At 64.1% G+C, this 23,941-nt stretch carries 24 protein-coding genes; 11 read left to right on the top strand and 13 right to left on the bottom strand.

What is annotated here, in order from left to right; all coding sequences use genetic code 11:
- Positions 1-47 precede the first annotated feature (47 nt).
- From NTU39_RS03445 to NTU39_RS03435, 3 genes are all read right to left on the bottom strand, one after another.
- Complete coding sequence (locus tag NTU39_RS03445; RefSeq protein WP_257959196.1) at positions 48-1,148, bottom strand: M14 family metallopeptidase; 1,101 nt, start codon at positions 1,146-1,148, stop codon at positions 48-50.
- A gap of 243 nt (positions 1,149-1,391) precedes the next feature.
- Positions 1,392-2,300, bottom strand: coding sequence for a LysR family transcriptional regulator (locus NTU39_RS03440; RefSeq protein ID WP_150665365.1), 909 nt, complete (start codon positions 2,298-2,300; stop codon positions 1,392-1,394).
- A gap of 158 nt (positions 2,301-2,458) precedes the next feature.
- A complete protein-coding gene (locus tag NTU39_RS03435; protein ID WP_257959195.1) occupies positions 2,459-3,814 on the bottom strand; it encodes an MFS transporter in 1,356 nt (451 codons plus the stop codon).
- 113 nt (positions 3,815-3,927) lie between these two features.
- On the opposite strand from NTU39_RS03435, the gene NTU39_RS03430 reads away from it, so the two are divergent.
- Positions 3,928-4,938: an asparaginase gene (locus tag NTU39_RS03430; protein WP_257959194.1), complete on the top strand. Its 1,011-nt coding sequence runs from the start codon at positions 3,928-3,930 to the stop codon at positions 4,936-4,938.
- Between the two features lie 48 nt (positions 4,939-4,986).
- Positions 4,987-5,667 (top strand): GntR family transcriptional regulator, encoded by a 681-nt coding sequence (locus NTU39_RS03425; RefSeq protein WP_174984882.1) that lies wholly within the window; start codon positions 4,987-4,989, stop codon positions 5,665-5,667.
- Positions 5,668-5,715: 48 nt separating this feature from the next.
- Here the strand turns inward: NTU39_RS03425 and purU are convergent, their stop codons facing one another.
- The 3 genes from purU to NTU39_RS03410 form a co-directional block, all read right to left on the bottom strand.
- Entirely contained in the window at positions 5,716-6,588 is an 873-nt protein-coding gene (purU, locus tag NTU39_RS03420) for a formyltetrahydrofolate deformylase (RefSeq protein WP_046290690.1), read from the bottom strand.
- A 150-nt stretch (positions 6,589-6,738) separates the two neighbouring features.
- Entirely contained in the window at positions 6,739-7,590 is an 852-nt protein-coding gene (locus NTU39_RS03415; RefSeq protein ID WP_150665361.1) for an NUDIX hydrolase, read from the bottom strand.
- 109 nt (positions 7,591-7,699) lie between these two features.
- Positions 7,700-10,189, bottom strand: a complete 2,490-nt coding sequence (locus NTU39_RS03410; protein ID WP_257959193.1) for a GcvT family protein — start codon at positions 10,187-10,189, stop codon at positions 7,700-7,702.
- A gap of 265 nt (positions 10,190-10,454) precedes the next feature.
- Between NTU39_RS03410 and NTU39_RS03405 the strand changes: the two genes are divergently transcribed.
- Together NTU39_RS03405 and NTU39_RS03400 are read left to right on the top strand one after the other, a co-directional pair.
- Positions 10,455-10,991 carry a dihydrofolate reductase family protein gene (locus NTU39_RS03405; protein WP_150665359.1) on the top strand — a complete coding sequence of 179 codons (537 nt, stop codon included), beginning with the start codon at positions 10,455-10,457 and terminating at the stop codon, positions 10,989-10,991.
- Positions 10,988-11,560, top strand: coding sequence for a TetR/AcrR family transcriptional regulator (locus NTU39_RS03400; RefSeq protein ID WP_257959192.1), 573 nt, complete (start codon positions 10,988-10,990; stop codon positions 11,558-11,560). Before NTU39_RS03405 ends, NTU39_RS03400 begins: the two co-directional genes overlap by 4 nt.
- Here the strand turns inward: NTU39_RS03400 and phnN are convergent.
- The 3 genes from phnN to phnF are packed head-to-tail and all read right to left on the bottom strand — an operon-like array spanning position 11,534 to position 13,610.
- Entirely contained in the window at positions 11,534-12,106 is a 573-nt protein-coding gene (gene phnN, locus NTU39_RS03395; protein ID WP_257959191.1) for a phosphonate metabolism protein/1,5-bisphosphokinase (PRPP-forming) PhnN, read from the bottom strand. The two genes, NTU39_RS03400 and phnN, sit on opposite strands and share 27 nt — an antisense overlap.
- Positions 12,103-12,852, bottom strand: coding sequence for a DUF1045 domain-containing protein (locus tag NTU39_RS03390; protein WP_150665357.1), 750 nt, complete (start codon positions 12,850-12,852; stop codon positions 12,103-12,105). Before NTU39_RS03390 ends, phnN begins: the two co-directional genes overlap by 4 nt.
- Positions 12,849-13,610, bottom strand: coding sequence for a phosphonate metabolism transcriptional regulator PhnF (gene phnF / locus NTU39_RS03385; protein ID WP_150665356.1), 762 nt, complete (start codon positions 13,608-13,610; stop codon positions 12,849-12,851). Before phnF ends, NTU39_RS03390 begins: the two co-directional genes overlap by 4 nt.
- Before the next feature lie 94 nt (positions 13,611-13,704).
- Between phnF and phnG the strand changes: the two genes are divergently transcribed.
- From phnG to NTU39_RS03350, 7 genes are all read left to right on the top strand, one after another.
- On the top strand, positions 13,705-14,196 hold the full coding sequence (phnG, locus tag NTU39_RS03380) for a phosphonate C-P lyase system protein PhnG (RefSeq protein ID WP_150665355.1): 492 nt from the start codon (positions 13,705-13,707) through the stop codon (positions 14,194-14,196).
- Positions 14,197-14,829, top strand: coding sequence for a phosphonate C-P lyase system protein PhnH (phnH, locus tag NTU39_RS03375; RefSeq protein WP_257959189.1), 633 nt, complete (start codon positions 14,197-14,199; stop codon positions 14,827-14,829).
- Positions 14,829-16,052: a carbon-phosphorus lyase complex subunit gene (locus NTU39_RS03370; RefSeq protein WP_257959188.1), complete on the top strand. Its 1,224-nt coding sequence runs from the start codon at positions 14,829-14,831 to the stop codon at positions 16,050-16,052. The genes phnH and NTU39_RS03370 overlap by 1 nt, the downstream gene beginning before the upstream one ends.
- Entirely contained in the window at positions 16,049-16,975 is a 927-nt protein-coding gene (locus tag NTU39_RS03365; RefSeq protein WP_150665352.1) for an alpha-D-ribose 1-methylphosphonate 5-phosphate C-P-lyase PhnJ, read from the top strand. The genes NTU39_RS03370 and NTU39_RS03365 overlap by 4 nt, the downstream gene beginning before the upstream one ends.
- Positions 16,972-17,787, top strand: coding sequence for a phosphonate C-P lyase system protein PhnK (gene phnK / locus NTU39_RS03360; RefSeq protein WP_373275358.1), 816 nt, complete (start codon positions 16,972-16,974; stop codon positions 17,785-17,787). The genes NTU39_RS03365 and phnK overlap by 4 nt, the downstream gene beginning before the upstream one ends.
- A gap of 80 nt (positions 17,788-17,867) precedes the next feature.
- Positions 17,868-18,572, top strand: a complete 705-nt coding sequence (gene phnL / locus NTU39_RS03355; RefSeq protein ID WP_052253167.1) for a phosphonate C-P lyase system protein PhnL — start codon at positions 17,868-17,870, stop codon at positions 18,570-18,572.
- A 17-nt stretch (positions 18,573-18,589) separates the two neighbouring features.
- Positions 18,590-19,735 (top strand): alpha-D-ribose 1-methylphosphonate 5-triphosphate diphosphatase, encoded by a 1,146-nt coding sequence (locus tag NTU39_RS03350; protein ID WP_150665351.1) that lies wholly within the window; start codon positions 18,590-18,592, stop codon positions 19,733-19,735.
- Positions 19,736-19,804: 69 nt separating this feature from the next.
- On the opposite strand, the gene phnE is transcribed toward NTU39_RS03350, so the two are convergent.
- From phnE to NTU39_RS03330, 4 genes are all read right to left on the bottom strand, one after another.
- On the bottom strand, positions 19,805-20,611 hold the full coding sequence (gene phnE / locus NTU39_RS03345; protein WP_150665585.1) for a phosphonate ABC transporter, permease protein PhnE: 807 nt from the start codon (positions 20,609-20,611) through the stop codon (positions 19,805-19,807).
- Between the two features lie 148 nt (positions 20,612-20,759).
- Positions 20,760-21,728, bottom strand: a complete 969-nt coding sequence (gene phnD / locus NTU39_RS03340) for a phosphonate ABC transporter substrate-binding protein (protein ID WP_233326784.1) — start codon at positions 21,726-21,728, stop codon at positions 20,760-20,762.
- A gap of 27 nt (positions 21,729-21,755) precedes the next feature.
- The gene (gene phnC / locus NTU39_RS03335) at positions 21,756-22,625 is read right to left on the bottom strand and encodes a phosphonate ABC transporter ATP-binding protein (protein ID WP_150665349.1); all 870 of its coding nucleotides are present in this window, start codon (positions 22,623-22,625) and stop codon (positions 21,756-21,758) included.
- Between the two features lie 554 nt (positions 22,626-23,179).
- The gene (locus tag NTU39_RS03330) at positions 23,180-23,935 is read right to left on the bottom strand and encodes a DeoR/GlpR family DNA-binding transcription regulator (protein WP_039395533.1); all 756 of its coding nucleotides are present in this window, start codon (positions 23,933-23,935) and stop codon (positions 23,180-23,182) included.
- Positions 23,936-23,941 lie beyond the last annotated feature (6 nt).

The raw sequence follows: 23,941 nt of genomic DNA, 5'->3' as shown, positions 1-23,941 counted from the left end.
CGAGATGATGCGTGACGACGCACGCGCACCCGGAAGCGGGCGCAGCATCACGTCGTTGACAGCCCGCAAAGCGCCTGAAGCACAGCGACCCGGCTTTGGCCGAGCACCATGCCCTTCCACACGTCGTGATCGCAATAGAACGCGTCGCGCACGCGCCGACGCAACGCCGTTGCAACGTCGGTCGGCGCGTCCGGATGCGCGCGCAGCCAGGCTTCGCCACGCAACGCGCCGACGACAGCCTCGAACGGCTGCGTACCGTACTCCATCGCCATCAGGGTCGGGCGCGATTCGGGGCAGCACGTGTAGATCGTCGAGGCAAGCTGCCCCGTCACGTCCACCGACGCCGACGTGCCTGCAAACGGCACCGCGATGTCCGCGCCCCACCATTGCCGCGCGCGATCGACTTCCTGCTCGTTGCGCTGACCTGCAAAGATCTTCTCGCCGTGTCCCTGCGGCCCGAGTCCGGTGTGGTAATCGATCCAACCGATGTCCGCGAAGCTCGCGGCCTGCGTGCGCAGGACATGCGAGACAGTCTGCAGCGAACGGCTTTGTGCCTGACCTCCATAGAACAGGCCACTGGCGTGCGTGTATTGCCCGCTGGAAACCGCGTTGCGGAAACGTTGTACGCCGTGGCGTTCTATGTACTCGGCGATGGCGCGCTCGTTCTGCGGCGTGGGCGGCCATTCGGACGGCACGAGCCAGTCGTGGACATCGCCATAGTCGGCGTTGACCGGCAGCGGTTGCGCGCCGAAGGCCTGCGCGTTGCGATTCAGGTCGATGTTGTCTTCGTTGGTACGACTGCCCCACGAGAAACCATACGGATTGACCGCGTGGATCAGCAGCAGGGCCACACCGGCCTCGGCCGCTCGTGCAAGCATCGGCGCGTCGTCAAGCAACGCCACCTGGCAACCTGAGCCGCAATGCCCCTCGGCGCCGTGCGTGGCCGACGTCAGGATCAGCAGGCGGCGGGCGTTCGGCGGCGCGATCATCGCCACGTCGGTCGACAAGGCTTCGCCCTGCGCGCCAGTGGCGTCGACCGGGTACGAATCGATCCGGTCGGTGTGCCGTCGTGCTGCGCTCAGAAAACGCTCGCGCGCCTCGGCGTAGGTCGAAGAAAAGTAACGCTCGGTGTCTTGCGATGTCGTCATCCCCATCCTCCTTGCCCGCACACCGGCCTGGCCGGTGCAGGTATCGGTTGTTGTAGTGACTCGTCTGCGTCGCCGTACTGTGCCACCGGAGAGGGCGCCACGTTAAACGTCGGCAGACGGGTTACGGGGATCTTATCGCTGCGCCCCTATACCCAAAAGATAAGAAATATATTCCTGATATCAGCATTTCTTATCGCACGAGGCGGGTGAATCAACAGGAGGCGATCGTCATGCGCAGCCGTCTCAGACGTCGGCCGCCGTGAAACTCGCCGCCGCTTCCGCGAGGCAGTTCATCAGACAGCGCGCCGCCGGCGTGGGCTGCGACCCCGGCCGTGTCACGAGCGACAGCCACGCCATCGGCAGCGGTTCGGCGGGGTGAAACAGGCTCAGGTTCGCGATGCGCTGGCGCCGGTCGAGCACCACGCGCGAGAAGATCCCGAGCGCGTCGGAGTTCTCCATGATGCTCAACGCCGTCACGATCGAGCGACACGAGATCACGTCTTGCGGTGGGTTCAGGCGATAGTCCCGGAACACGCGACTCAGATAATCGGTCGCACTGTCGCCAATGCCCGGCACGAGCCACAGGCTGTCGCGCAATTCCGCAATCGACTTCGCGCCGCGCAGCGGATGCCGCTTGCGACCGACCACGACCAGTTGCATGGGCAGCAGCACGGTGCGCTCGAATCCGTCGGCGGCACCGCCTTCGAGTTCGGTCAACACGGCGAAGTCGAGACGCCCGGCTTCCAACTGGTCCTGTGTGTGGGGGGGCGCAGACTCGCTGATCGTGAGTTCGACGCGCGGCATGCGCTCGCGAAAGCGCTGCAACGCCGACGGAAACAGCGACAGCGCTGCGGTCGACGAAATCGCGATGTTCAGGCTGCCGCCCGCACCGTCGCGCATCTGGTCGAGTTCATCTTGCGCCTTGCGCGCTTCCTCGAGAATCAGATGAGCGCGTTTGAGCAATGCCTGACCGTACGGCGTGAGCTCGATCCCCTTGCTGCCGCGATGCAGCAGGTGCGTGTCGACGTTGCGTTCGAGCTCGCGCATGATGCGTGTGACCGCTGGCTGGGACAGACCGAGCACGCGCGCTGCGCTGCGAATGCTTTGCTGCTGGGCCACGATGGTGAAGGCGTGCAGATGCTGAAGGTTCATGCGGGCGTCTCGCGCGAACGCCGGCCGGTGTTGGGTGCCGGCCGGCGCATCGTCCTTGTTTTGTTTCTGCTTTCCTGAGCGGCATCGAGATGCCGGTGATCAGGAAATGATATCGCGAGAGGCGCGAGTCCCCGTTTTCTGTTGCATGCCGGTCAGGATCAGGCCGACACCGTCTCGCCCTCACGACGCGTGAGCTTCGGGCCGACACCCGGCTTGACCTGCAGCATGGCGAAAACGCCGACCGCCGTGGCGACGGCCGTGGCAATGAACATCGACGAATAGCCATACTTGGCCGACAGAATCCCGGCAAGCGTGGGGGCAAGCACTGAGGCAATGTTCGCGATGAAGTGCATCAGACCGCTGAACGTGCCCACGCGCGTGGGTGCCGTGTCGATCACCACCGCCCAGTACACCGAGTTCGGCAGGGCATTCAGCGCGTTGCCGAGCGTCATCAGCGCGATCACCGCCCACACGCTTTGTGCCTGCGACACCAGCAGGAAGCACAGCGTCGTGCAGGTCAGCGCGGCGGCCGCGAACCAGCTACGGGCGATCACCAGCTTGCCCGTCTTGCGATACAGCCAGTCCGAGATGCGACCGCCGAGCAACACCGTCACACACGCGCCCGTCCACGGGATCATGCCGATATACCAGAGCGACGACAGCGTGAAATGGAATTCGTCCGCAAGATACTTCGGTGTCCACGTCAACAGCATGAAGTTCACGTAGATGAAGGCAAAGTAGCCGATCGAGTTGAACACCAGTGTCTTGCTCTTGAAGAAGCTCCACCACGGCATGTCGCTCGCAGCTGCGGCGGCGGACGTGTTCTGCGCCGGACGTCCCGCCTGAATCAGCGCCACTTCGGCGGCGTTCACGCGCGGGTTCTCTTCGGGGCGATTCGTATAGACGCGTGCGAACAGCGCAATCAGCACGAAACCCGCAATGCCGAGCACAACATACATCGTGCGCCAGCTATCGGTCAGCAACAGCAGGCCGACGGCCACCGGTGCCGTGAGCAGCGCGCCCAGCGGCGTGCTCAACAGGCCGATCGACACCGCGAAGCCGCGCTCAGACGGCGACGCCCATGCAGACATCGTCTTGTTGATGATGGAGTAGGCCGGTCCCTCGGCGAAACCGAACAGCACACGAATCGTGGCGAACCCGGTCAGTGCCGAGCCACCAAATACCGCGATCCCGATGTCGCCCGCCCAGATCATGGCAATGGCGAACGCCGACCATGCGATGCCGGCAATCACCCATACCTTCTTGGCGCCCAGACGGTCCGCCAGTGCGCCCCCGAAGAGCGCGCCGAACATGTAGCCGTAGCCGAAGTAGCCGAGTACGGCCCCCCAGCCCGCGCGGTCGAAGCCGTATTCGGCCGTGATCTGCGCGGCGGAATACGAAATTGCGCCGCGGTCGATGTAGTTCACCAGGGCAATCACCACGATCAGCGCGAATACGGCGAACCGGTATCGCGTCGCTCCAGCGGCCGGATGGCCCACGGTTGTTGGTTGCATGACGTCTCCTCATTGTCGGTCTGTGCGAAGCGCTCGATGCCCTTCGCAAACGATTGTCGATTATATATAATGCACAATGCATATCAACTGAAATCAAAAACCCACCCTCCACCATGTCCAATTTGCTTCCCGTGGTTGCCGTCGCCTCGCTTGGCGGCACGATCAGCATGACGCCCTCCGACGCCGCAGGCGGCGTCGTCCCTACGCTAGACGCCGCGCAACTGGCGCGCTCGGTGCCCGGTTTATCCGAGGCCGCGACGATCACGACGGCATCGATTCGTCAGCTTCCCAGCGCATCGCTGCGCTACGACGATTTGATGGAGGTGCTTACCTGGGCCGAGCAACAGATCGCGGCGGGCGCCGTCGGTGTGGTGCTCACCCAGGGCACCGACACGCTGGAGGAGACGGCATTCCTGCTGGACTTGTTCTGGAAGCTGCCCGCACCGCTGATCCTGACCGGCGCGATGCGCGCGCCGCAGGCGGCCGGTGCCGACGGTCCGGCCAATCTGCTGTCGGCCGTGCGCACGGCGATCCATCCCGACAGTGCAGGCCGGGGCGTGTTGGTGGTGATGAACGACACGGCGCACTATGCACGCTGGGTCAGCAAGGGCGATTCGCTAGCGGTTCAGGCCTTCGTGTCGCTCGACGGCGGCGTTGCTGCACGCCTGGTGGAAGGTCGCCCGACGTTTTTCCACGCCGCCCCGATGCGTGCGCAGCCGTTGGCACGACCGGTTCGTGCGTGGCCGAAGGTGGCTTTGGTGAGCGCCGTGCTGGGCGACGAGGGCGAGCTTGCCGAGCTCGCCGTGCAAGCGGGTTATGAGGCCGTGGTGATCGCGGCGCAGGGCGCGGGCCACGTGTCGTTCGGCTTTGCCGAGCGTATCGGCGAGTTGACACAAAAGGTCCCGGTGGTGATCGCGAGCCGGGCAGCGGGTGGCTCGACGGCGTCGCAAACTTACGGCTACGTGGGGGCGGAAATCGATCTGGTCCGGCGCGGGGCCGTGATGTCCGGCTGGCTCTCGGGACTCAAGTCACGACTGCTCGTGACGGCGCTCCTTGCCTCGGGCGTGGCACCCGGCGCCGTGACGGAGGCCCTGACAAATTGGAGTAAACTCACGCGTCGATAATCCTCACACCACACCGCTTTGAAAAGCACGTCCTCCGCATCTGCCAGCGTGTCCGGCACCTCTGGCCGCCGCCGTCTCACGGCATATCAATATGCCATCGAGACACTGCGTACCGAGATTCTGCAAGGCAAGCTCAAAGCGGGCGACCGCCTGCGGCAGGACGACCTCGCGCGCCGTCTGGAGATGTCGACCACGCCGGTGCGCGAAGCACTGCGCACGCTCGTCTCCGAGGGGCTGGTGTTCTTCGACGTTCACCGCGGCGCGGTGGTGCGCGGTCTGACGGTCGACGACGTCAACGAGCTCTACCGATTGCGCAAGACGCTCGAACCGATGATGGCCGAGCAGGCGATGGCCACGATCAGCGAAGCGGACATCGCGCGCGCACAGGCGCTTCATGCGGAAATGCTCGCCACGCAGGATGTCGCCAAATGGACCGAGCTGAATCAGGCGTTTCACGCAGCACTGTGGGCCTCGCAGGACGAATCGCGTCTGGCGCATCTCATCAAGACGTTACGCGATGCGTCCGGTCCTTACATTGCGCTGTCGCTGTATATGCGTCCGGTGCACGTCGAGGTCAGTAATCACGAGCACCAGCAAATGCTGGACGAGTACCGTGCACGCGACGTGGCCGCCGCCAGGCGGCATACGGAAGATCACCTCGACGCCACGCTGCGCATCATCGTCAAGGCCATCGAGCAGAGCGAAGCCGAAGCGGCCGCCAACGACTGATTGCATCGTCTGCGGCGCGCTGCCCATCCGTATTTTTGAACTGGCCGCTTAGCGGAAGATCACCGTCTTGTGGCCGTTGAGCAGAATGCGGTGCTCGGCGTGAAAGCGCACGGCGCGCGCGAGGGCCACACATTCCACGTCGCGCCCGATGGCGGTCAGTTGCTCCGGGTCCATCGTGTGGTCGACGCGCTCGACTTCCTGTTCGATGATCGGACCTTCGTCGAGATCGGACGTCACGTAATGCGCCGTCGCCCCGATCAGCTTCACGCCACGGTCGAACGCCTGATAGTACGGCTTTGCACCCTTGAAGCTCGGCAGGAACGAATGGTGGATGTTGATGGCGCGGCCCGCCAGCTTCTTGCACAGGTCGCTGGAGAGCACCTGCATGTAGCGGGCCAGCACCACCAGATCGATGTTGTTGTCTTCGACCAGCTCGAACACCTTGGCTTCCTGCGCAGCCTTCGACTCGGGCGTCGCGTTCATGAGCGGCAGATAGTGGAACGGGATGTTGTAGCTCGCCGCCAGTTGGTAGAAATCCTTGTGGTTCGAGACGATCACCGGGATTTCGACGTTGAGCTGGCCGGTCTTGTAGCGGAACAGCAGGTCGTTCAGGCAGTGCCCGATCTTCGACACCATCAGCATGACGCGCGGCTTGATCGACGCGTCGACCAGTTCCCATTCCATCTCGAACTGCTCGGCCAGCGGGGCGAAGTCACGCTGGAGCGACGCCAGATCGGTCTGGCCCGGCAGTTGTTGAAAATGCACGCGCATGAAGAAGCCGCCCGTGAAGCGATCGTTGAACTGCGCCGAGTCGAGAATGTTGCCGCCGCGCTCGACCAGGAAACCGGCCACCGTGTGGACGATGCCGGGACGGTCCGGGCAGGACAACTTCAGAATGTAGCTATTTTCGATCGGTGCCATGATTGCTCCTGGGCAAAGGCTTGCAATGAGCGTTGCAGTGTTGAAATTCGGTAATTCGTTGATTTGGTCGATGCGCTCGATTCGCTCGATTCGCTCGATTCGATGCCGGGCCGCGTGCGCACTCGGCATTCGGCGCAGTCCGGCGCGGGCTTACTCGTCCGCTGGCTTGAACAACGCCTCGATACCGGCGCAGTCCTTCACGCGAATCGCGCCTTCGCGCAGCAGGAAGTCGAGGCTCGCGAGGCTTGCATCGACCGTCATCTTGCCGCGCGCGATCACGTCGCGTACGTCGCCCGCCGAGCACAGCCAGTGCGCGCTCGCCTCGCCGTCCTGATTCTCGGGAACGAACCCGCGCGGCAGCGCAAGATCGTAGACGAAAATCTGCTCGGACTGCACGCCCTCGGGAATTTCCGCGAGGATGTGCAGCGTACGGCCCGGACGCGCTTCGTTGGCCAGATGCGCCGGAATACCCGCTTCTTCCCAGCATTCCTTGACCAGCGTGTCGCCCACGCCGATGCCGTTACCGATGCCACCCGCCGACAGGTTGTCGAGACAGCCCGGATCGGTGGCCTTGAGCACGCTGCGGCGCGCGATCCACATCTTCGGCGCTTCGCCGACGAAGCGAGCGGGCACGTAGCCGTTCACATGCACGGCGAACGTGCGCGTGCCGAAAAAGCGGGAGGCGGCGCGTTCGATCCACGCCAGCGGCGTGTCGTACAGGCGTTGACGGATCGCGTAATGTTCGTTGCGCCAGCCGGTGATGCGCCCCTCGGCAGCGAGGGCTTCGATCACGGGCGCCAGCGCCGCCGTGCGGGCTTCGCACGTATCGTGACGCGGATGAATGCGCACGGCGAGCGAGCTGATCTCGAACACCTCGGGCCAGCGGCACAGCGACTCGACGTCGCTACGGCGAATCCAACCAAAACGCTGCGAACCGATCACGAGCGGCAGATGCGCTCGGTCGTCGAAGCGGCGCGCCGCCGCAATACAAGCAAAAGACATACGTCAGAGACCGGACGCGCGCCAGGCGTTGGCGCACGAAATCGAGGCAAAAGCGGCATTTTACAGAAGCGGCGACGAGTTCGCCCGAAGCGTGGCTCATGAGGGGCGTTCAGCCCTTTACCCGCTCGCCTTTCGGGTCATACAGCGCGCGCAGTTGTACGCGCGCGTCGAGCAGTTCGCCCGCGAGATCGACCTGATAGCGACCGGCCTCGACGTACTCGGCGGACACCGGGCCGTCCGGGTTGGTCAGATAGGCGAGGCCCACGGGCGCGTCGATGGTGTGGCCGAAGGCCGCCGAGGAGATGAACCCGACAGGCTGACCGTCGCGCAACACCGCTTCCCCGCCCCACAGCATCTTGTCGCTCGCGCCATCGAGGGCGACGCTGACGAGCCGACGGCGCACGCCTTTCGACTTCGCAAGCTCGACGGCGGTACGTCCCGTGAAGGCGATGTCGCTCGCCAGCTTGCAGGCGAACGTCAAACCCGCCTCGACCGGGTTCGCATCCGGCGTCAGTTCGCGTCCCCATGCGCGATAGCCCTTCTCGATGCGTAACGAATCAATGGCGTAGTAGCCCGCATCCTTCAATCCGAACGCAACGCCCGCCGTATGCAAGGTTTCGTAGACGCCAACCGCGAATTCGACCGGCACGTACAGCTCCCAGCCGAGTTCGCCTACGTAGGTCAGGCGCGTCGCGCGCACCGTCGCGTAGCCGAGATCGATCTCGCGGCTCGTGCCGAACGGGAACGCCTCGTTGGAGAAATCGGCTTTGGATACCTGCTGCAACAGCGCGCGCGAGTTCGGTCCCATCAGCGCAAGCACGGCATACTGGCCGGTGACGTCGACCACGGTACAGCGCGGATCGTCGGGCTGGCTGGCGATGCGCCGCTCCAGATAGTCCATGTCGCGTGTCGTCTGCGCCGAGCCCGTGACCATCAGGTACTGGTCCGGCGCGAGGCGCGTGAGTGTGAAGTCCGATTCGTAGCCGCCACGCTCGTTGAGCATCGCGGTGTAGACGGTGCGCCCTGGCGCGACGGCAACGTCGTTGCTGCATAACGTCTGCAATACCCGTTCGGCGTCGCGTCCCTTGATCAGCAGCTTCGAGAACGAGCTCATGTCGAACAGCGCTACGGCGTCGCGGCACGCATGATGCTCCGCCCCGCTCCACGCATGCCAGTTCTGCTGACCGAAGCTGTAATCGAGGCTCGCCTGTTCGGGCGACGGCGCAAAGAAGTTCGGCCGCTCCCATCCCATCTTGCTACCGAAGCACGCGCCCTTCGCGAGCAACGTCGCGTACAGTGGCGAGCGCCGGAACGGACGCGCCGTATCGAGTTCGCGATTCGGCCACGGCATGGCGTAATGCAGACCCAGCGTTTCCTTCACGCGATCGTGCAGCCACGTGTCGTTGCCGTTAAAGCCCGCGAAGCGACGGATGTCGACTGGCCAGAGGTCCATCGTCGGCTCGCCCGCCACGATCCACTCTGCAAGCGCCATCCCTGCACCGCCGGCCGACGCAATGCCCATCGAATTGAAGCCTGCACCGACGTAGAAATTCCGTAGCTCGGGCGCTTCGCCGAGGATGAAGTTGTTGTCCGGCGTGAACGATTCCGGCCCGTTGTAGAACTGGCGGATCTGCGCCGTCTCCAGCGCGGGCACGCGAATGAGCGCGTTCTCCATGAGGATTTCGAACTGGTCCCAGTCGTCGGGCAACAGCTGGAATTCGAAATTCTCCGGAATGCCGTTCATGCCCCACGGCTTGGCATTCGGCTCGAAACCGCCCATCACGAGACCGCCAACCTCTTCCTTGAAGTAGATGTAGCCGTCGGGATCGCGCATGACCGGCAAATCGGTATGCACGCCCGGGATACGGTCGGTGACGATGTAATAGTGCTCGGCGGAATGCAATGGCACGGTGACACCGCACATGCGACCGACGGCCTTGGCCCACTGACCGGCACAGTTGACGACGATCTCGGCATCGATGCGTCCGTGCTCGCCGTCCTTGTTCTGCCACGACACACCCGTCGCCGTGCGAATACCGTTGGGCGACGCCGTGTGAATCTGCGTGATGCGCGTGTTCTCCGCGATGCGCACGCCACGGCTACGCGCCCCGCGTGCGAGCGCCTGCGTGAGGTCGGTCGGATTGGCCTTGCCGTCGCCGGGCAGCCATACGGCCCCCACGAGATCGTCGGTACGCATGACCGGCCAGAGTTCGCCCGCTTCGCGCGCCGAGATCACATCGCATTGCACGCCGTAGGCACGCGCCACGGCGGCCGTGCGCTTGAGCTGCGTCATGCGCTCGGCGCTGCGCGCCACCGACAGCGAACCGCACTGCTTCCATCCCGTGCCAAGCCCCGTTTCCGCCTCCAGCTCGCTGTAGAGCTTCGTGGAATAGCGGATGAGCTTCGTCATGCTCTCCTGCGAACGCAACTGCCCCACCAGCCCGGCGGCATGCCACGTGGTGCCGCACGACAGCTGCCCCTGCTCCAGCAACACGACATCGGTCCAGCCGAGCTTGGCCAGGTGATAGGCAACGGAACAGCCGACGATCCCGCCGCCGACGATGACGACGCGGGAATGAGTGGGCAAGGCTGAAGGCATGGACGGACTCCGGAAAGGCTTGCACCGGCCAGCGCCGGGCAATGACATGAGCGATGACGCGAGACTACTCAAACTTCGAAATCATTGCAATAATTTGCAACATTACAACACACAATGCAACACTATATCGATGGCACATGAGCGACATCGATGCCGCGATCACACGTGTGCCATGCCTGCATCGACATGCCGTCGCCCGTACGCCTTGTGTTTGGCGGACGTCTGCGCAAAAATATACGACGTATAAATAATGACGAAAAACGCCATGACGACAGCGCACGCTTTTATCGCCACCAGCCTCGACGGTTTCATCGCCCGACCCGATGGCGACATCGACTGGTTGCTGCAACGCGACGATCCCACCGAGGATCACGGCTACGCCGCCTTCATCGCCGACAAGGACGCGATCGTGATGGGGCGCGGTACGTACGAGAAGGTGCTGACGATGGGCCCGTGGGCCTACGATCTGCCCGTGACGGTGTTGTCGACGCAATTGGCGAACACGCCGGTACCCGATGCGCTCAAGGGAAAAGTGCGCTTCTCCGACCTGTCACCGGTGGCACTGATGCAGGCGTTAGCGCGGGAGAACGTGGGCCGCGTCTATGTCGACGGTGGAAAGGTGGTGCAGTCGTTTTTGCGCGATGGGCTGATCGCGGACATCGTCGTCACGACGGTGCCGGTGCTGATCGGTGCAGGCAAACCGCTGTTCGGCGCATTGTCGGATGACGTGGACTTGCAGTTGATCGACAGCCAGCGCTTTGCGTCGGGATTGGTGCAGTCCGCTTATCGGGTCGTGGCATGAGGCGGCCGCGCGGACGGCCAGCGCAGGGCACCGGGGTCACGCGAGACGCCATCCTGACAACGGCGCTCGCGCTGCTCGACGAGGCGGAAAGTACCGGTGGAAAGGGACTGAGCATGCGCGCGCTCGCCAGTCGGCTCGGCGTCACGCCCATGAGCCTTTACCATCACGTCGAGGATTACGCCGGGTTGTTGCGCGCGTTGTCGGACGCGGTGTACGCCGACGTGCTCAAAGACATCGAAGCGGGCCTCGCGTGTCATGAGGAAGTGCGCGAGATTCTGATCCGGTATCACGCCGCCGTGCGTCGCCACCCGCAACTGACGCTCGCGATCTTCGCTACGCCCGAGGCGTTGGCCGGTGTGACGCGCGAGATCACCGACCGGCTGACCGGGCTGCTGCAAACCATGACGACGGAACCGCTTCTGTGGCGGGACATCCTGATCGATCATGCGCACGGCAGTGGCCTGCCCTTTGCGCATGACGACACGCCCGCCGCGCCACCACCGGACGATGGCGACTATCGGCGGGCGCTCGACTGTCTGTTGTCAGCGCTCGGACCGCGACGTCAATAAGGCGAGCAGCGTATCGCCCGCCGCTTCGAGTGCGCCGTCGTTATCGACCACCGAAAGCGGAACACCTTCGGGCGGCGTCCATGCCACGTTGTGCGCGACACGCTTGTCGAGCGCGTCGCCGGATTCGCGGCCACGCTTCGCGAGACGTTGCGCCCGCACGTCCGGATCGACGCGAATCTCCACCAGATGCAGACGCTCGGCATAGCGCGCGACGACCTGTGCGAGAAACGCACGCGAGCCATTCACCACGACATTCGCGCCCGCATGCATCCACGCATCGATTTCGACGCCGATGCCGTAACGGTAATCGTGGCTTTCCCAGTCGAGTGCGAAGCAACCGAGCGAATGCCGCGCCGAAAACTCAGCGTGCGACAACGCGATGTGGTTCTCTCCTTCCGACGGCGCACGCGTAATGTAACGATGCGCGAAACACACCAGCGAATGGGGAGACGACGCGTGATCGAGCTTCGCTCGTGCGTACGCAAGCAACGAGTCCTTGCCCGCACCGGACGGCCCCATCACGTAAAACAAGCGTGCGTGATTCATTCAGCTTCCCTGAAGGCAAAACGTTCGAACATGACGAAAGGCTCGGCGGGCGTCGGCTGCACGAAGATGGCGAGACTGTCGACGCGCATCGGCCCGAGCGCCTGTACGCGCGGCTGCCACCAATCGGTGATGACCGTGGCGTCGCCTGCCGTCACACGGTCGGAGAGCGTGACGTGGAAACGAAATTCGTCGAACACGTACGGATATCCCCACTGCGCCAGCCACTCGCGCTGACGCGACGTTAGCAGATGCGGATTTCGTTTGGCCAGTTCGGTGTCGTTCATCGGCGCGCGCAGCGTGTCGAATGCCTGCACGCAATCGGCCGCCAGCGCATTCACCGCCTTCTCGTCGGCAGCGCCCGCCTTCGGACGCAACGCGACGAAGCCAGGCGACTTGCCATTGTCGGTGCCGATAACGTCGGTATGGACCGTCAAATCGAACGGGACGTGACGCGCCGCCACCGCCGCCGCAATGCCCGACAGATCGCTCAGTTGCGCCTGCGGCGCGAGCCGCATCGGGGCTTTGAGCGTGGCATGCAATCCATAGCGTCGCGGATCGACGGTGAGGTCGTACAGCGAACGCGACAACCCTTCCACTGTCGGCGCATGAAGCACGCGCGCCGTGATCGCATCGCGCCCGAGCCAGCGGCTGCCTTCGTGCCACCAGCACGAACCAGATGGCGGCGCGTAGTAGATCGCAAAGCGCGCCACCGACAAGTCGAGTTGCTGCTGCTTTACCTCGTTCATTCTGTCGCCCCCTGCACCACGAGCTGCATACGGTCTGCCGGGAAGTAGGCAATGCCGTATTTGATCGGCTTGCCTGCTTCGTCCACATCCGTACTTTCTACGCTCAGCACAGGCTGCTGACGGTTGATCCCAAGGTGTCGTGCGATGTCGGCGTCGGGCATGCGCGCGCCGATACGACTCTCGAGACGCGTGTAGTCCTTCACGCCAAAGATAGCGAGCGTGGCGCTGATCGACTCATGCTCTGCGAACACATCCGGAAAGTCGGGAAAGCGCGACGCCGGAAACCAGTTCTCGCTGTACGCCAACGGCAGTTCGATGCCCTGCGTGTCAAGACTGCGACGGGTCAGTTCCAGCCGATAGACCGGCGCACCTGCACGCAACCCGAGCGCGTGCGCGACGCTGCCTTCGGCCTTGAGCTTGTGCGCGGAAATGATCTGCTGCGCGGTCTTCAGATTGTTCTGCGAGAGGTTCTCGGTAAAGCGCGTGCGGCGTCCGATCACATAACCGATGGCGGCCGCCTGCACGAAGGTGCCGCGTCCGTGCTCGACGTTCACGAGCCCTTGCTCGGCCAGACCGAGAATCGCGCGGCGCACCGTGTGTCGGTTCACGCCGAAACGCTGCGCAAGGTCCGTCTCGCTCGGCAGACGATCGTCCGGCGAGCCTTCCCCATAACGACGCTCGCCGATTTCTGTGGCCAGAATCTGCGCGATCTGCCGCCAGACCGCAACACCGCCGCCACGTTCGAGTTGTGCTGTCATCAAATTGACACCCCGGAAAGTTGTAATGAGGCCGCGAGCAGTACCCCATCTGAAGTTATTGCGATCATACACACGTCTATACGACTAGACAATTATGCCAATCACATCTCCCGACACCGCCCGTGACGAGGACGGCGCCGCCCCGCAGGAAAAGGCGGACCGCGCCCGGTGGCTAGCGTTGTTTGCGCGCGCCACGCGCGACGAACTCGACGACGCCATCGCCCGTTGCTCCGACGCCCCGCAATTCATCTGGCTGCGCGCCCCGCAGACCGGCCTTGTGCTGGTACAGGGCCGCGTGGGTGGCAGCGGCGACCGCTTCAATCTCGGTGAGACGACGGTCACGCGTTGCACGCTGCGCCAGCAGGACGGCGTGGTCGGCACCGGCTATGTGCTGGGCCGCGACGCCGAGCGCGCGGTGCGTGTGGCGCGTCTGGACGCCCTGATGCAAATGCCGCAGCACCGCAGCGTGCTTGCCGCCGGTCCGCTCGCGGCGATCTCTCGACGTCTGGCTGCCACCGCAGCGCAGAACGACGCCGACGTGGCCGCCAGCCGCGTCGAGTTCTTCACCATGGTCCGGGAGGCCTGAATGTTGACGGCAACCATGCCCGACTGGTCGGCACTGCAACCCGGTTTCGACGATCCGGTACACGACGCTCAGGGCGTCTTCCGCGCAGTCCTCGACGCGCTTGCCCGCCCCGGCCAATTGCGTCAGGTCGGCCAGCGTCTTGTCCATAGCGACGAAGCCAGCATTGCCGCACGCGCCACGCTGCTCGCGCTGGCCGACGCTACGACGCCTGTCTGGCTGCAAGCCCCGCTGGGCGAAGTCGCCAGCGCCCTGCGCTTTCACACGGGTGCACCGCTGCTCAGCGGCGAGGCAGGTCTCGCGCAAGCGCAATTCGCGCTGCTCACCGATCCCGCCAGTTGCCCGGCCCTTGAGCGCTTCGCCTTCGGCACGGCCGAATCGCCGGAGCACAGCGCCACGTTGATCGTCGACGTTCCCGCGCTAAGCGAGGGTCACACCGGCGACGGACTGCATCTGCGTTTGCGCGGCCCGGGCATTCAGACCCATGCGGACGTCACCGTCGGTGGTCTGGATGCTGCCTTCTGGCAGGCCCGCGCTGCACTCGCACCGCGCTTTCCCGCCGGTCTCGACCTGTTGATCGCCGCTGGCGACACGGTGCTCGGGTTGCCGCGCACCACGCATGTGGAGGTTTGCTGATGTACGTCGCAGTCAAAGGTGGCGAGCGCGCCATCGAACAATCCTGGGACCTGCTCGCCCGCGCGCGACGCGGCAATCCCGACATCCCCGCGCTCACCGTCACGCAAATTCGCGAACAGATGCGTCTCGCGGTCTCGCGCGTGATGAGCGAAGGCGCGTTGTACGACGAAACGCTCGCGGCGCTGGCCATCAAGCAGGCATCGGGCGATCTGGTCGAAGCGATCTTCCTGCTGCGTGCGTATCGAACGACGCTGCCGCGTCTGGGCACCACGAAGCCGATCGATACGGCGTCGATGCGTCTGTCGCGTCGCATCTCGGCCACGTTCAAGGACGTGCCCGGCGGTCAGGTGCTCGGGGCCACGTACGACTACACGCAGCGTCTGCTGGACTTCGCGTTGCTGGCCGAAGGTCTTGAAGGCGAGACGTCAGACGCCGCGATGCATGCGCCGCTCGCTGGCGAACTTCGCACGAACGCCGCACCGGCCGCAGCGCCGCAACCGAGCGCCGTCGCTGAGGTACCGGACGTGCCGCCCATTGCGGCCACCACGCGCGTCACCGACATCATGAAGCGCGACGGTCTGCTCGAACCGCTGAACACCGACGGCGCCGACCCCGAGCCACACGACCTCGTGCACTCGCCGCTCTTCACCCCAGCGTCGCGCACGGCGCGGTTGCAGAACCTCGCACGCGGCGACGAAGGCTTCCTGCTCGCGCTCGGCTATTCCACACAGCGCGGCTACGGCAATGATCACCCGTTCGCGGGCGAAATCCGTCTGGGTCAGGTGTCCATCGAGATCGAACCGGAAGAACTCGGCTTCGCCATCGACATCGGCGAGATCGCAGTGACCGAGTGCCAGATGGTCACGCAGTTCGGTGGCAATCAGGACATTCCGCCGCAGTTCACGCAGGGCTACGGACTGGCGTTCGGCCACAACGAGCGCAAGGCGATGGCCATGTCGCTCGTCGACCGCGCATTGCGCACGAACGAACTGGGCGACGAAGCCACCTCGCCCGCGCAGCAACAGGAATTCGTGCTTTATCACAGCGACAACGTCGAGGCGTCGGGCTTCGTGCAGCACTTGAAGCTGCCGCACTACGTCGACTTCCAGGCCGAGCTGGAACTGGTGCGCCGTCTGCGCGCCGAGCACGCCGCCAAATACAGCACACAAGCGAGCGACGACGCCACCGCCCCTGCCGCTCAGAACTCTCAGGAGGCAGCATGAACGACGCCGCCACGTTGCAAGACACCGCCCAACCGTCTGCGGCCAGCGCCGCCACAGCCGACGGCTACAACTTCGCGTTCCTCGACGAACACACCAAGCGCATGATCCGTCGCAGCCTGCTCAAGGCCGTGGCCATTCCTGGCTATCAGGTGCCGTTCGGCAGCCGCGAAATGCCGCTGCCGTATGGCTGGGGCACGGGCGGGATTCAGGTCAGCGCCGCCGTGATCGGGGCCGACGACACGCTCAAGGTCATCGATCAGGGCGCGGACGACACGACCAACGCCGTGAACATCCGGCGCTTTTTTGCGCGCACGGCCGGTGTCGCCACCACGACGAAGACGTCGGAGGCGACCGTCATCCAGACACGCCACCGCATTCCTGAAGTCTCGCTGCACGACGGCCAGATCCTCGTGTTTCAGGTGCCAATGCCCGAACCGATGTTCCGTCTGGAACCGCGCATCGTTGAATCGCGCAAGCTGCATGCGCTCGGCGAATACGGCCTGATGCGCGTGCGTCTGTACGAGGACATCGTGCGTCACGGCGCGATCGCGACGACTTACGACTACCCGGTCATCGTCAACGGGCGCTATCTGATGTCGCCCTCCCCGATTCCGAAATTCGACAATCCCAAGCTGCATATGAATCCGGCGCTGCAACTCTTCGGTGCGGGACGCGAACGACGTCTGTACGCGATTCCGCCGTACACGTCGGTCGAGAGTCTCGACTTCGACGATCACCCGTTCGAAATCCAGAAGTGGGACGCGCATTGCGCCCTGTGCGGCGCCACCGACAGCTTCCTCGACGAAGTCATCACCGACGACGAAGGCACGCGCATGTACGTGTGTTCGGACAGCGACTACTGCGGCGACCGCACGTCCGCGAACATGGCAGACGTGGCGCACGCCGCGAAGGAGCGCGCATGAACGCCGCGATGGACTCGGTGCAACGCAATGTTGCCCCCCTGGACGAACCGCTGCTGCGCGTAGCGGGACTGGGCAAACACTACGGCGACCGCATCGGCTGCGCCGACGTGAGCTTCGATCTGTGGCCGGGCGAAGTGGTCTGCGTGGTCGGCGAGTCCGGCTCGGGCAAGTCGACGCTGCTTAACGCGCTGGCCCTGCGTCACGAAATCGACGCCGGATCGCTCCACTATCGCGGCACCGACGGTGCGCTGCACGACCTGAGCGCGCTGGACGAAGCGCACAAGCGTCGTCTGCTTCGCACCGAGTGGGGGTTCGTCGAGCAAAACCCGCGTGACGGGCTGCGCATGAACGTGTCGGCAGGCGGCAACATCGGCGACCGTCTGATGGCGGTCGGTGCGCGTCACTTTGGCGATATCCGCGAGAAGGCCCGTCACTGGATGGCGCAGGTCGAACTCGATCCGGCGCGCGTGGACGAGATGCCTGGTGCGTTCTCGGGCGGCATGCAGCAGCGTCTGCAAATCGCCCGCAATCTCGTGACCGAGCCGCGTCTCGTGTTCATGGACGAGCCGACCGCCGGACTCGACGTGTCGGTGCAGGCGCGTCTTCTGGACCTGCTGCGCTCGCTCGTGGAGCGCCTTCATCTTGCCGCCATCATCGTCACGCACGATATCGGGGTAGCGCGACTCATCGCACATCGCCTGATCGTCATGCAGGCGGGGCGCGTGGTCGAAGCCGGGCTGACCGATCAGGTCCTCGACGACCCGCAACATCCCTACACGCAATTGTTGGTTTCCTCGGTACTGCCCGTATGAACTCCGGAACGAACCTTACTACGTCTGCGACGTCGCTCAGCGGTGCGGCACTTACGTTGGGCACGCGCGAAGACGACGTCATGCTGCGCGCACAAGGTCTGCACAAGACTTTCCGTCTGCACGCGCAAGGCGGCGCAGCGATTCCGGCACTCGAAGGTGTCGACCTCACGGTGCGACGCGGCGAATGCGTCGCGCTCGTCGGTCCCTCGGGCTCAGGCAAGAGCACGCTGCTGCGTTGTCTGTACGGCAACTACCTCGCGGGCGAAGGCCGCATCGAGATCCGTCACGATGCCGGTCAGGGCGAACACTGGGTGGATCTGACGACCGCCACCGCCCGCGAAGTGCTCTCCGTACGACGCACCACGCTCGGCTACGTCAGCCAGTTTCTGCGTGTGATTCCGCGCGTCACCACGCTCGACATCGTGGCGGAGCCGCTGCGACGTCTGGGTCACGGCGACGCCGACGCAGCCGGTCGTGCGCGCGATCTGCTCGCGCGCCTGAACATCCCCGAGCGTCTCTGGTCGCTCGCCCCGGCGACGTTCTCCGGCGGCGAACAGCAGCGCATCAACATCGCGCGCGGGCTGATCGCCGCCGCGCCAGTGCTGCTGCTCGACGAGCCGACGGCGTCGCTCGACGCACAGAACCGCGCCGTGGTCTCGCAACTGATTACCGAAGCACGTGCAGCGGGAAGCGCCATCGTGGGCATCTTCCACGACGAGGCGACCCGCGACGAAGTGGCGACGCGAACGCTCGCCATGCGTCCGGTGCTTCGTCCCGCACATTGATCCCCCGGAGTCTGTCCATGCTTATCAAGAACGCTCGCATCGTCACGCCCGACACGACCTTCACCGGCGTGGTCGAGGTCCGCGAGGGTCTCATCCACGCGGTGGAGGAAGGGACGACGCAGTCCGCCGAAGCCGTCGACTGGGAAGGCGATTATCTGGTGCCGGGGCTTGTCGAGTTGCACACCGACAATCTGGAGAAGCACCTCGCGCCACGCCCCGGCGTGTACTGGAACACGCACGCCGCGTTTGCGATTCACGACGCACAGGTCGCCGCCGCCGGTATCACGACGGTGTTCGACTCGCTGGTGATCGGCGAGCGCGACGCTTCGGGACTGCGCAGCCGCAAGCTGCAGGCCGAGTGCGGTCAGGCACTGCTCGACACCATCGAAGCGGGGCTGTTCCGTGCGGACCACTTCCTGCATCTGCGTTGCGAAATCGCGACGCAGGACGCGGCCGACACGTTCGCCGACATGTGCGACCACCCGCTGCTGCGTCTCGTGTCGGTGATGGATCACACGCCGGGTCAGCGTCAGTGGCACGACCCGGTGCTGCACCGTCAGTATCACGAGCGCAACGGCAAGGTGCCGGACGCGCAGTGGGAAGCAATGCTGGCCGATCTGCGTGCGCAGCAGCAGAGGTATGCGATTCCGCATCGCCGCTCCATCGTGGAGATGAGCCGTGCGCGCGGCCTGCCGCTCGCGAGCCACGACGACACCTCGCTCGAACACGTGGAAGAAGCGCAGCGCGACGGTGTGGCGTTGTCGGAATTTCCGACGACGCTGGTCGCCGCGCGTGCTGCGCACGACAAGTCGATTGGCGTGATCATGGGGGCACCGAACGTGGTGCGCGGCGGTTCGCACTCGGGCAATGTGGCGGCGGCGGAATTGGCACGTGAAGATGTGCTCGACATTCTGTCGTCGGACTATGTCCCGGCGAGTTTGCTGCAAGCGGCATTCCAGTTGCACAACGATCACGCCGACTGCGGCTGGACGCTCTCAAAGGCCATGCGCACGGTGTCGTGGAATCCGGCGCAGTCGGCAGGTCTCACGGATCGCGGCGGCATCAAGCCGGGCCTGCGTGCCGATATGGTGCGCGTGGCCGTGCGCCCCGGCATGCCGCCGATTCCGCGTGAGACGTATATGGTGGGGCAGCGGATCGCTTGATGGCGAATCGGTTGCACCATTGAGAAAGGCCGCTGACGCGGCCTTTTTCTTTGTGTGACGATCGCTACGTCAGATCACCATCTTGCGCACGCGGGCCGAGAAGACGTCGATACACGTCACCACGATCACCATGATCACCATCACCGCGCACGTCTGGGCGTACTGGAAGCTGCGAATGACTTCGTAGAGCACCACACCGATGCCGCCTGCGCCCACCATCCCGACCACCGACGCCGAACGCACGTTCGACTCGAAGCGGTACAGCGTGTACGAGATCCACAGCGGCATGACCTGCGGCAGCACGCCGTACAGGATTTCATCGATGGCGCGAGCGCCCGTCGCACGCACGCCTTCCACCGGACGCGGGTCGATCGCTTCGACCGCCTCGGCGAACAGCTTCGAGAGCGTGCCCGTCGTGTGCACCCACAGCGCGAGCACACCGGCGAAGGGGCCGAGGCCCACCGCCACGATGAAGAGCATCGCGAAAACCATTTCGTTAATCGCGCGGCATGCGTCCATCACGCGACGCACCGGCTGATACACCCACGCCGGCACCATGTTCGACGCCGAGAGCAAACCCATCGGAATCGAGCAGACGACAGCGAGTACCGTCCCCCACACTGCGATGTGAATCGTTACGAGCATCTCGTTGACGTACACCCGCCAGTCGCGGAAGTCGGGCGGGAAGAAATCGTGCGCGAACTGGCTCATGTTGCCGGAATCGCGAATCAGATCGAGCGGACGCATGTCGGCGCCGCTCCACGACCACACCAGGACCAGAAAGAAGATGCCCCAACTGATCAGGGACAGCCAAGAACGCTTGGGCGGCTCGCCCGGCAGGCGGCCATTGGCAGTGATTGATGCGCTGGTGTTCATGTCGAGTACCACGTGTCGTACCGGCGCGGCTGCCACCGGCGAATTTCGTATGACGGAGAAGATGGCGAACCCGACATCGGGTTCGCCATCACTTGAATCGTCTTGCTGACTTCTTCCCGCTGACTTCTTCCTGCTGACTTCTTCCGGCTTACTTCGTCTTGTTCAGCTCTTTGTCGAGCGCTGCCAGCTTGCCGTCGAGGTCGGCGAGTTGCGTCTTCTTCTTGGCGGCGTCGATGTTGGCGTCCGACTCAAGCTGCACCTTCTGCTTGAACAGTTCGAGCTGACGGATCGGCAGCAGCTGAGCATCCGACGACGCGCGGAAACCGCCGTAGTTGTAGATGTTCTTCAGCACTTCCTTCTCGTGCGCGTCCTTGCCGTAAGAGAGGAAGAAATCGCGGATCTTCTTCTTCGTGCCGTCCGGCAGGTCCTTGCGCCACAGCAGCGGATCCGACGGAATCAGCGGCGACTTCCAGATCACGTGCACCAGCTTGGCCTTCTCCGGCTGCGTGGCTTCGAGCTTGTTGAGCTCTTCGGTGTTGTTCGTCGCAACGTCGACCTGATTGTTGATCACTGCCATCAGGTTTGCGCCGTGGTTCGAGCTACGCGCCGTCTTGAAGTACGTGCGCGGGTCGATGTTGTTCTTCGCGAACACGTAGTAGCCCGGCACCAGCGTGCCCGACGTCGACGTCGGATCGCCCAGACCGAAGTTGATCTTCTTGCCGTTCTTGATCACGTCGTCGAGCGTCTTGTACGGGCTCGACGCGTTCGAGATCAGCAGCGAGTAGTAGCCCTCGGTGCCGTCGGCATACATGATCTTGGCGAAGACCTCGCCTTGCGAACGGTCAACGGCTTCCATCGCGCCCTTGTTGCCCATCCATGCGAGCTGCACCTTGTTGAAGCGCATGCCTTCGATTACACCGGCGTAGTCGGTGGCAAAGAACGGGGTCACCTTGATGCCCGTTTGCTTCTCCATATCGTCGATCAGCGGCTGCCAGCGTTGGCGCAGGGCTGCGCTGGAATCCGTCGAGATGATGCCGAAGTTGATTTCCTGCGCGTTTGCCGCCGCTACCGAGGCGAACATGGCCGCGCCGGCCAGCAGGGTTTTCCACAGTTTCATGAGAGCAAGCTCCTGGTCAGATAGGACTTAAGTGAGGCTTAGGGACATCGAGGTGAGGAATGGGGCTTGCGCGTCGGCCGGCTTCGCTTCGCCAGTTGCCGAGGCTTCGGAATCTTCCGAGCTTTCGTTGAGCAGTTCGCCCGCTTGCACGCCGTACAGACGGCGCAGCAGGTCCGGCGTGAGCGCCGAGGACGGGCCGTCGTACACCACGCGGCCCTGATGCAGCGCCACGGTGCGCACGCAGTAGCGCATGGCAACGTCCACCTGGTGCAGCGAAACGACGACCGTCAGCTTGTGATCGCGGTTCATGCGCGCGAGCATGTCCATGACCTTGCGCGCCGACTCCGGATCGAGCGACGCAATCGGCTCGTCCGCGAGAATGATCTTGGCGCCCTGCACGAGCGTGCGTGCGAGTGCCGCGCGCTGTTGCTGACCGCCCGAGAGCGTGCTGGCGCGCTGGAAGGCAAAGTCGGCGATGCCGACTTCTGCCAGTGCCGTAAGGGCAGCCTGACGCTCAGCGGTCGTAAAGCGGAACATCAGACTGCGCCACAGCGGCACGCGAGCCAGCAGCCCCGTGAGTACGTTGGTGATGACCGGCAGGCGGCCCACCAGATTGAATTGCTGAAAGACGAAGCCGATGTCACGGCGAATCTGACGCACTTCGCGCACGATGCGGCCGTCGCGCTGGATCGGACGACCCATAATTTCGATGCTGCCCGGCTGCTGGTCGGCAGGTACGAAGCCCGCGATGTGACGCATCAGCGTCGACTTGCCCGAGCCGGAGGCCCCGATCAGGGCGATCATTTCGCCCGGCATGACTTTGAGCGCCACTTCGTCGAGTGCACGGCGGCTCCCGAAGGTCTTGGTCAGTCGCTCGATTCGAATCGCTTCGTCCACGGTTCACCTGTGAGTCAGTTCGCCGGTCGGCCCCAATGCTCTGTGACTTGCGACGTCCTCCTTGAGGCGTTGTCGCTCGCATCGCTCGACTAGCTGTTTTGTGGCAATTTGTGCCAAAAGTGAACGCAGTCTAAAAAGCCCGGATGACAAGACAGTGACAATCGATCAGCTTTTTTTCGCCCAGCCAAAACCCTTATGTGTTCAATGGTTTGGCAACGTTTTCGGGGTGATGTAACGTGTCAGAGAAAAGCTGACTACGTCAGGAAGGGTGACATGATGCGGGGGCGTCGCCGCTCCCATTCGCCAACTTTGTCTACATATTTTTGGCATCCTGACGAACACGTATCGACAGGAAAAACCACCGCATAGGGCCGTGCGACAAGCCCCTCGCGGCGTGTTTGGCGGGAAAGATTTTCAGGGAGCGAAACGCGTCGTGGCGACGTGTGGCGTGCTGTGGCGACCTAAGGCACACGTGTGCAAGCAGGCGCTGCGATGTGCGACTGAGTAATGGGACGAGAGAGAAAGAAGACCGGTCCCGAACGGACCGGTCGTCGTCAGGCGATGAGCAATTCCGGGCCGCGCGCGCGAAGCTGGGCCAGCATGCTCTTGTGCGGGGCAGCGTCGCTGATGAGATAGCGGGCCGCTTCGAAGTGACGGATGCGCACGGGCGTCACGCGACCGAACTTGGTGTGGTCTGCGACGACGGCCGACACATTCGCACACAGCAGCATGCGCGCGCGCAGTTCGGCCGCAGCGCGGTTGAAATCGGTGATCCCGCCGTCTTCCGTCACGCCGCCCACACCGATGAATGCGAAGTCGGCGTGATATTGCGAAATCTGGTTGATGGCGTCCCAGCCCTGCACGGCGTCTTCGTTGTCCTGCAACTCACCGCCGAGCAGCGTCACGCGGTTGTCGTGATGGCGTCCGAGCAGGCGCGCGATCTGCCAGTCGTTGGTGTAGATGCGAAGACGGTGTTTGGAGAGCAGCGCCTGTGCGACAGCGCGCGTGGTCGTGCCGTAGTCGATGATGACCGACGCGCCGTCGGGCACCAGCTCCGCGGCGCGCACGCCGATGGCGCGCTTGCCCACGGCGTTGACGTTCTCACGCAGCGTCCAGTCGGGCTCACTCCGGTCGGCGGCCAGCGCACCGCCGTGGGTCATGAGCAGCAGACCGCGCGCGGCGAGCGTGTTGAGGTCGCGTCGCACGGTCTCGCGCGACACACCCAGCTCCCGCACCAGATCGCTGATCGCCAGCGCCCCGGTCTTGGCAAGTTGTTCGAGCACGTATTGTTGGCGTTGTTCGGCAAGCATGATCGA

Origin of the sequence: Pandoraea commovens, assembly GCF_024704525.1 — a bacterium.
GTDB lineage: Bacteria > Pseudomonadota > Gammaproteobacteria > Burkholderiales > Burkholderiaceae > Pandoraea > Pandoraea commovens.
This window is presented reverse-complemented; position numbering and strand designations above follow the sequence as displayed.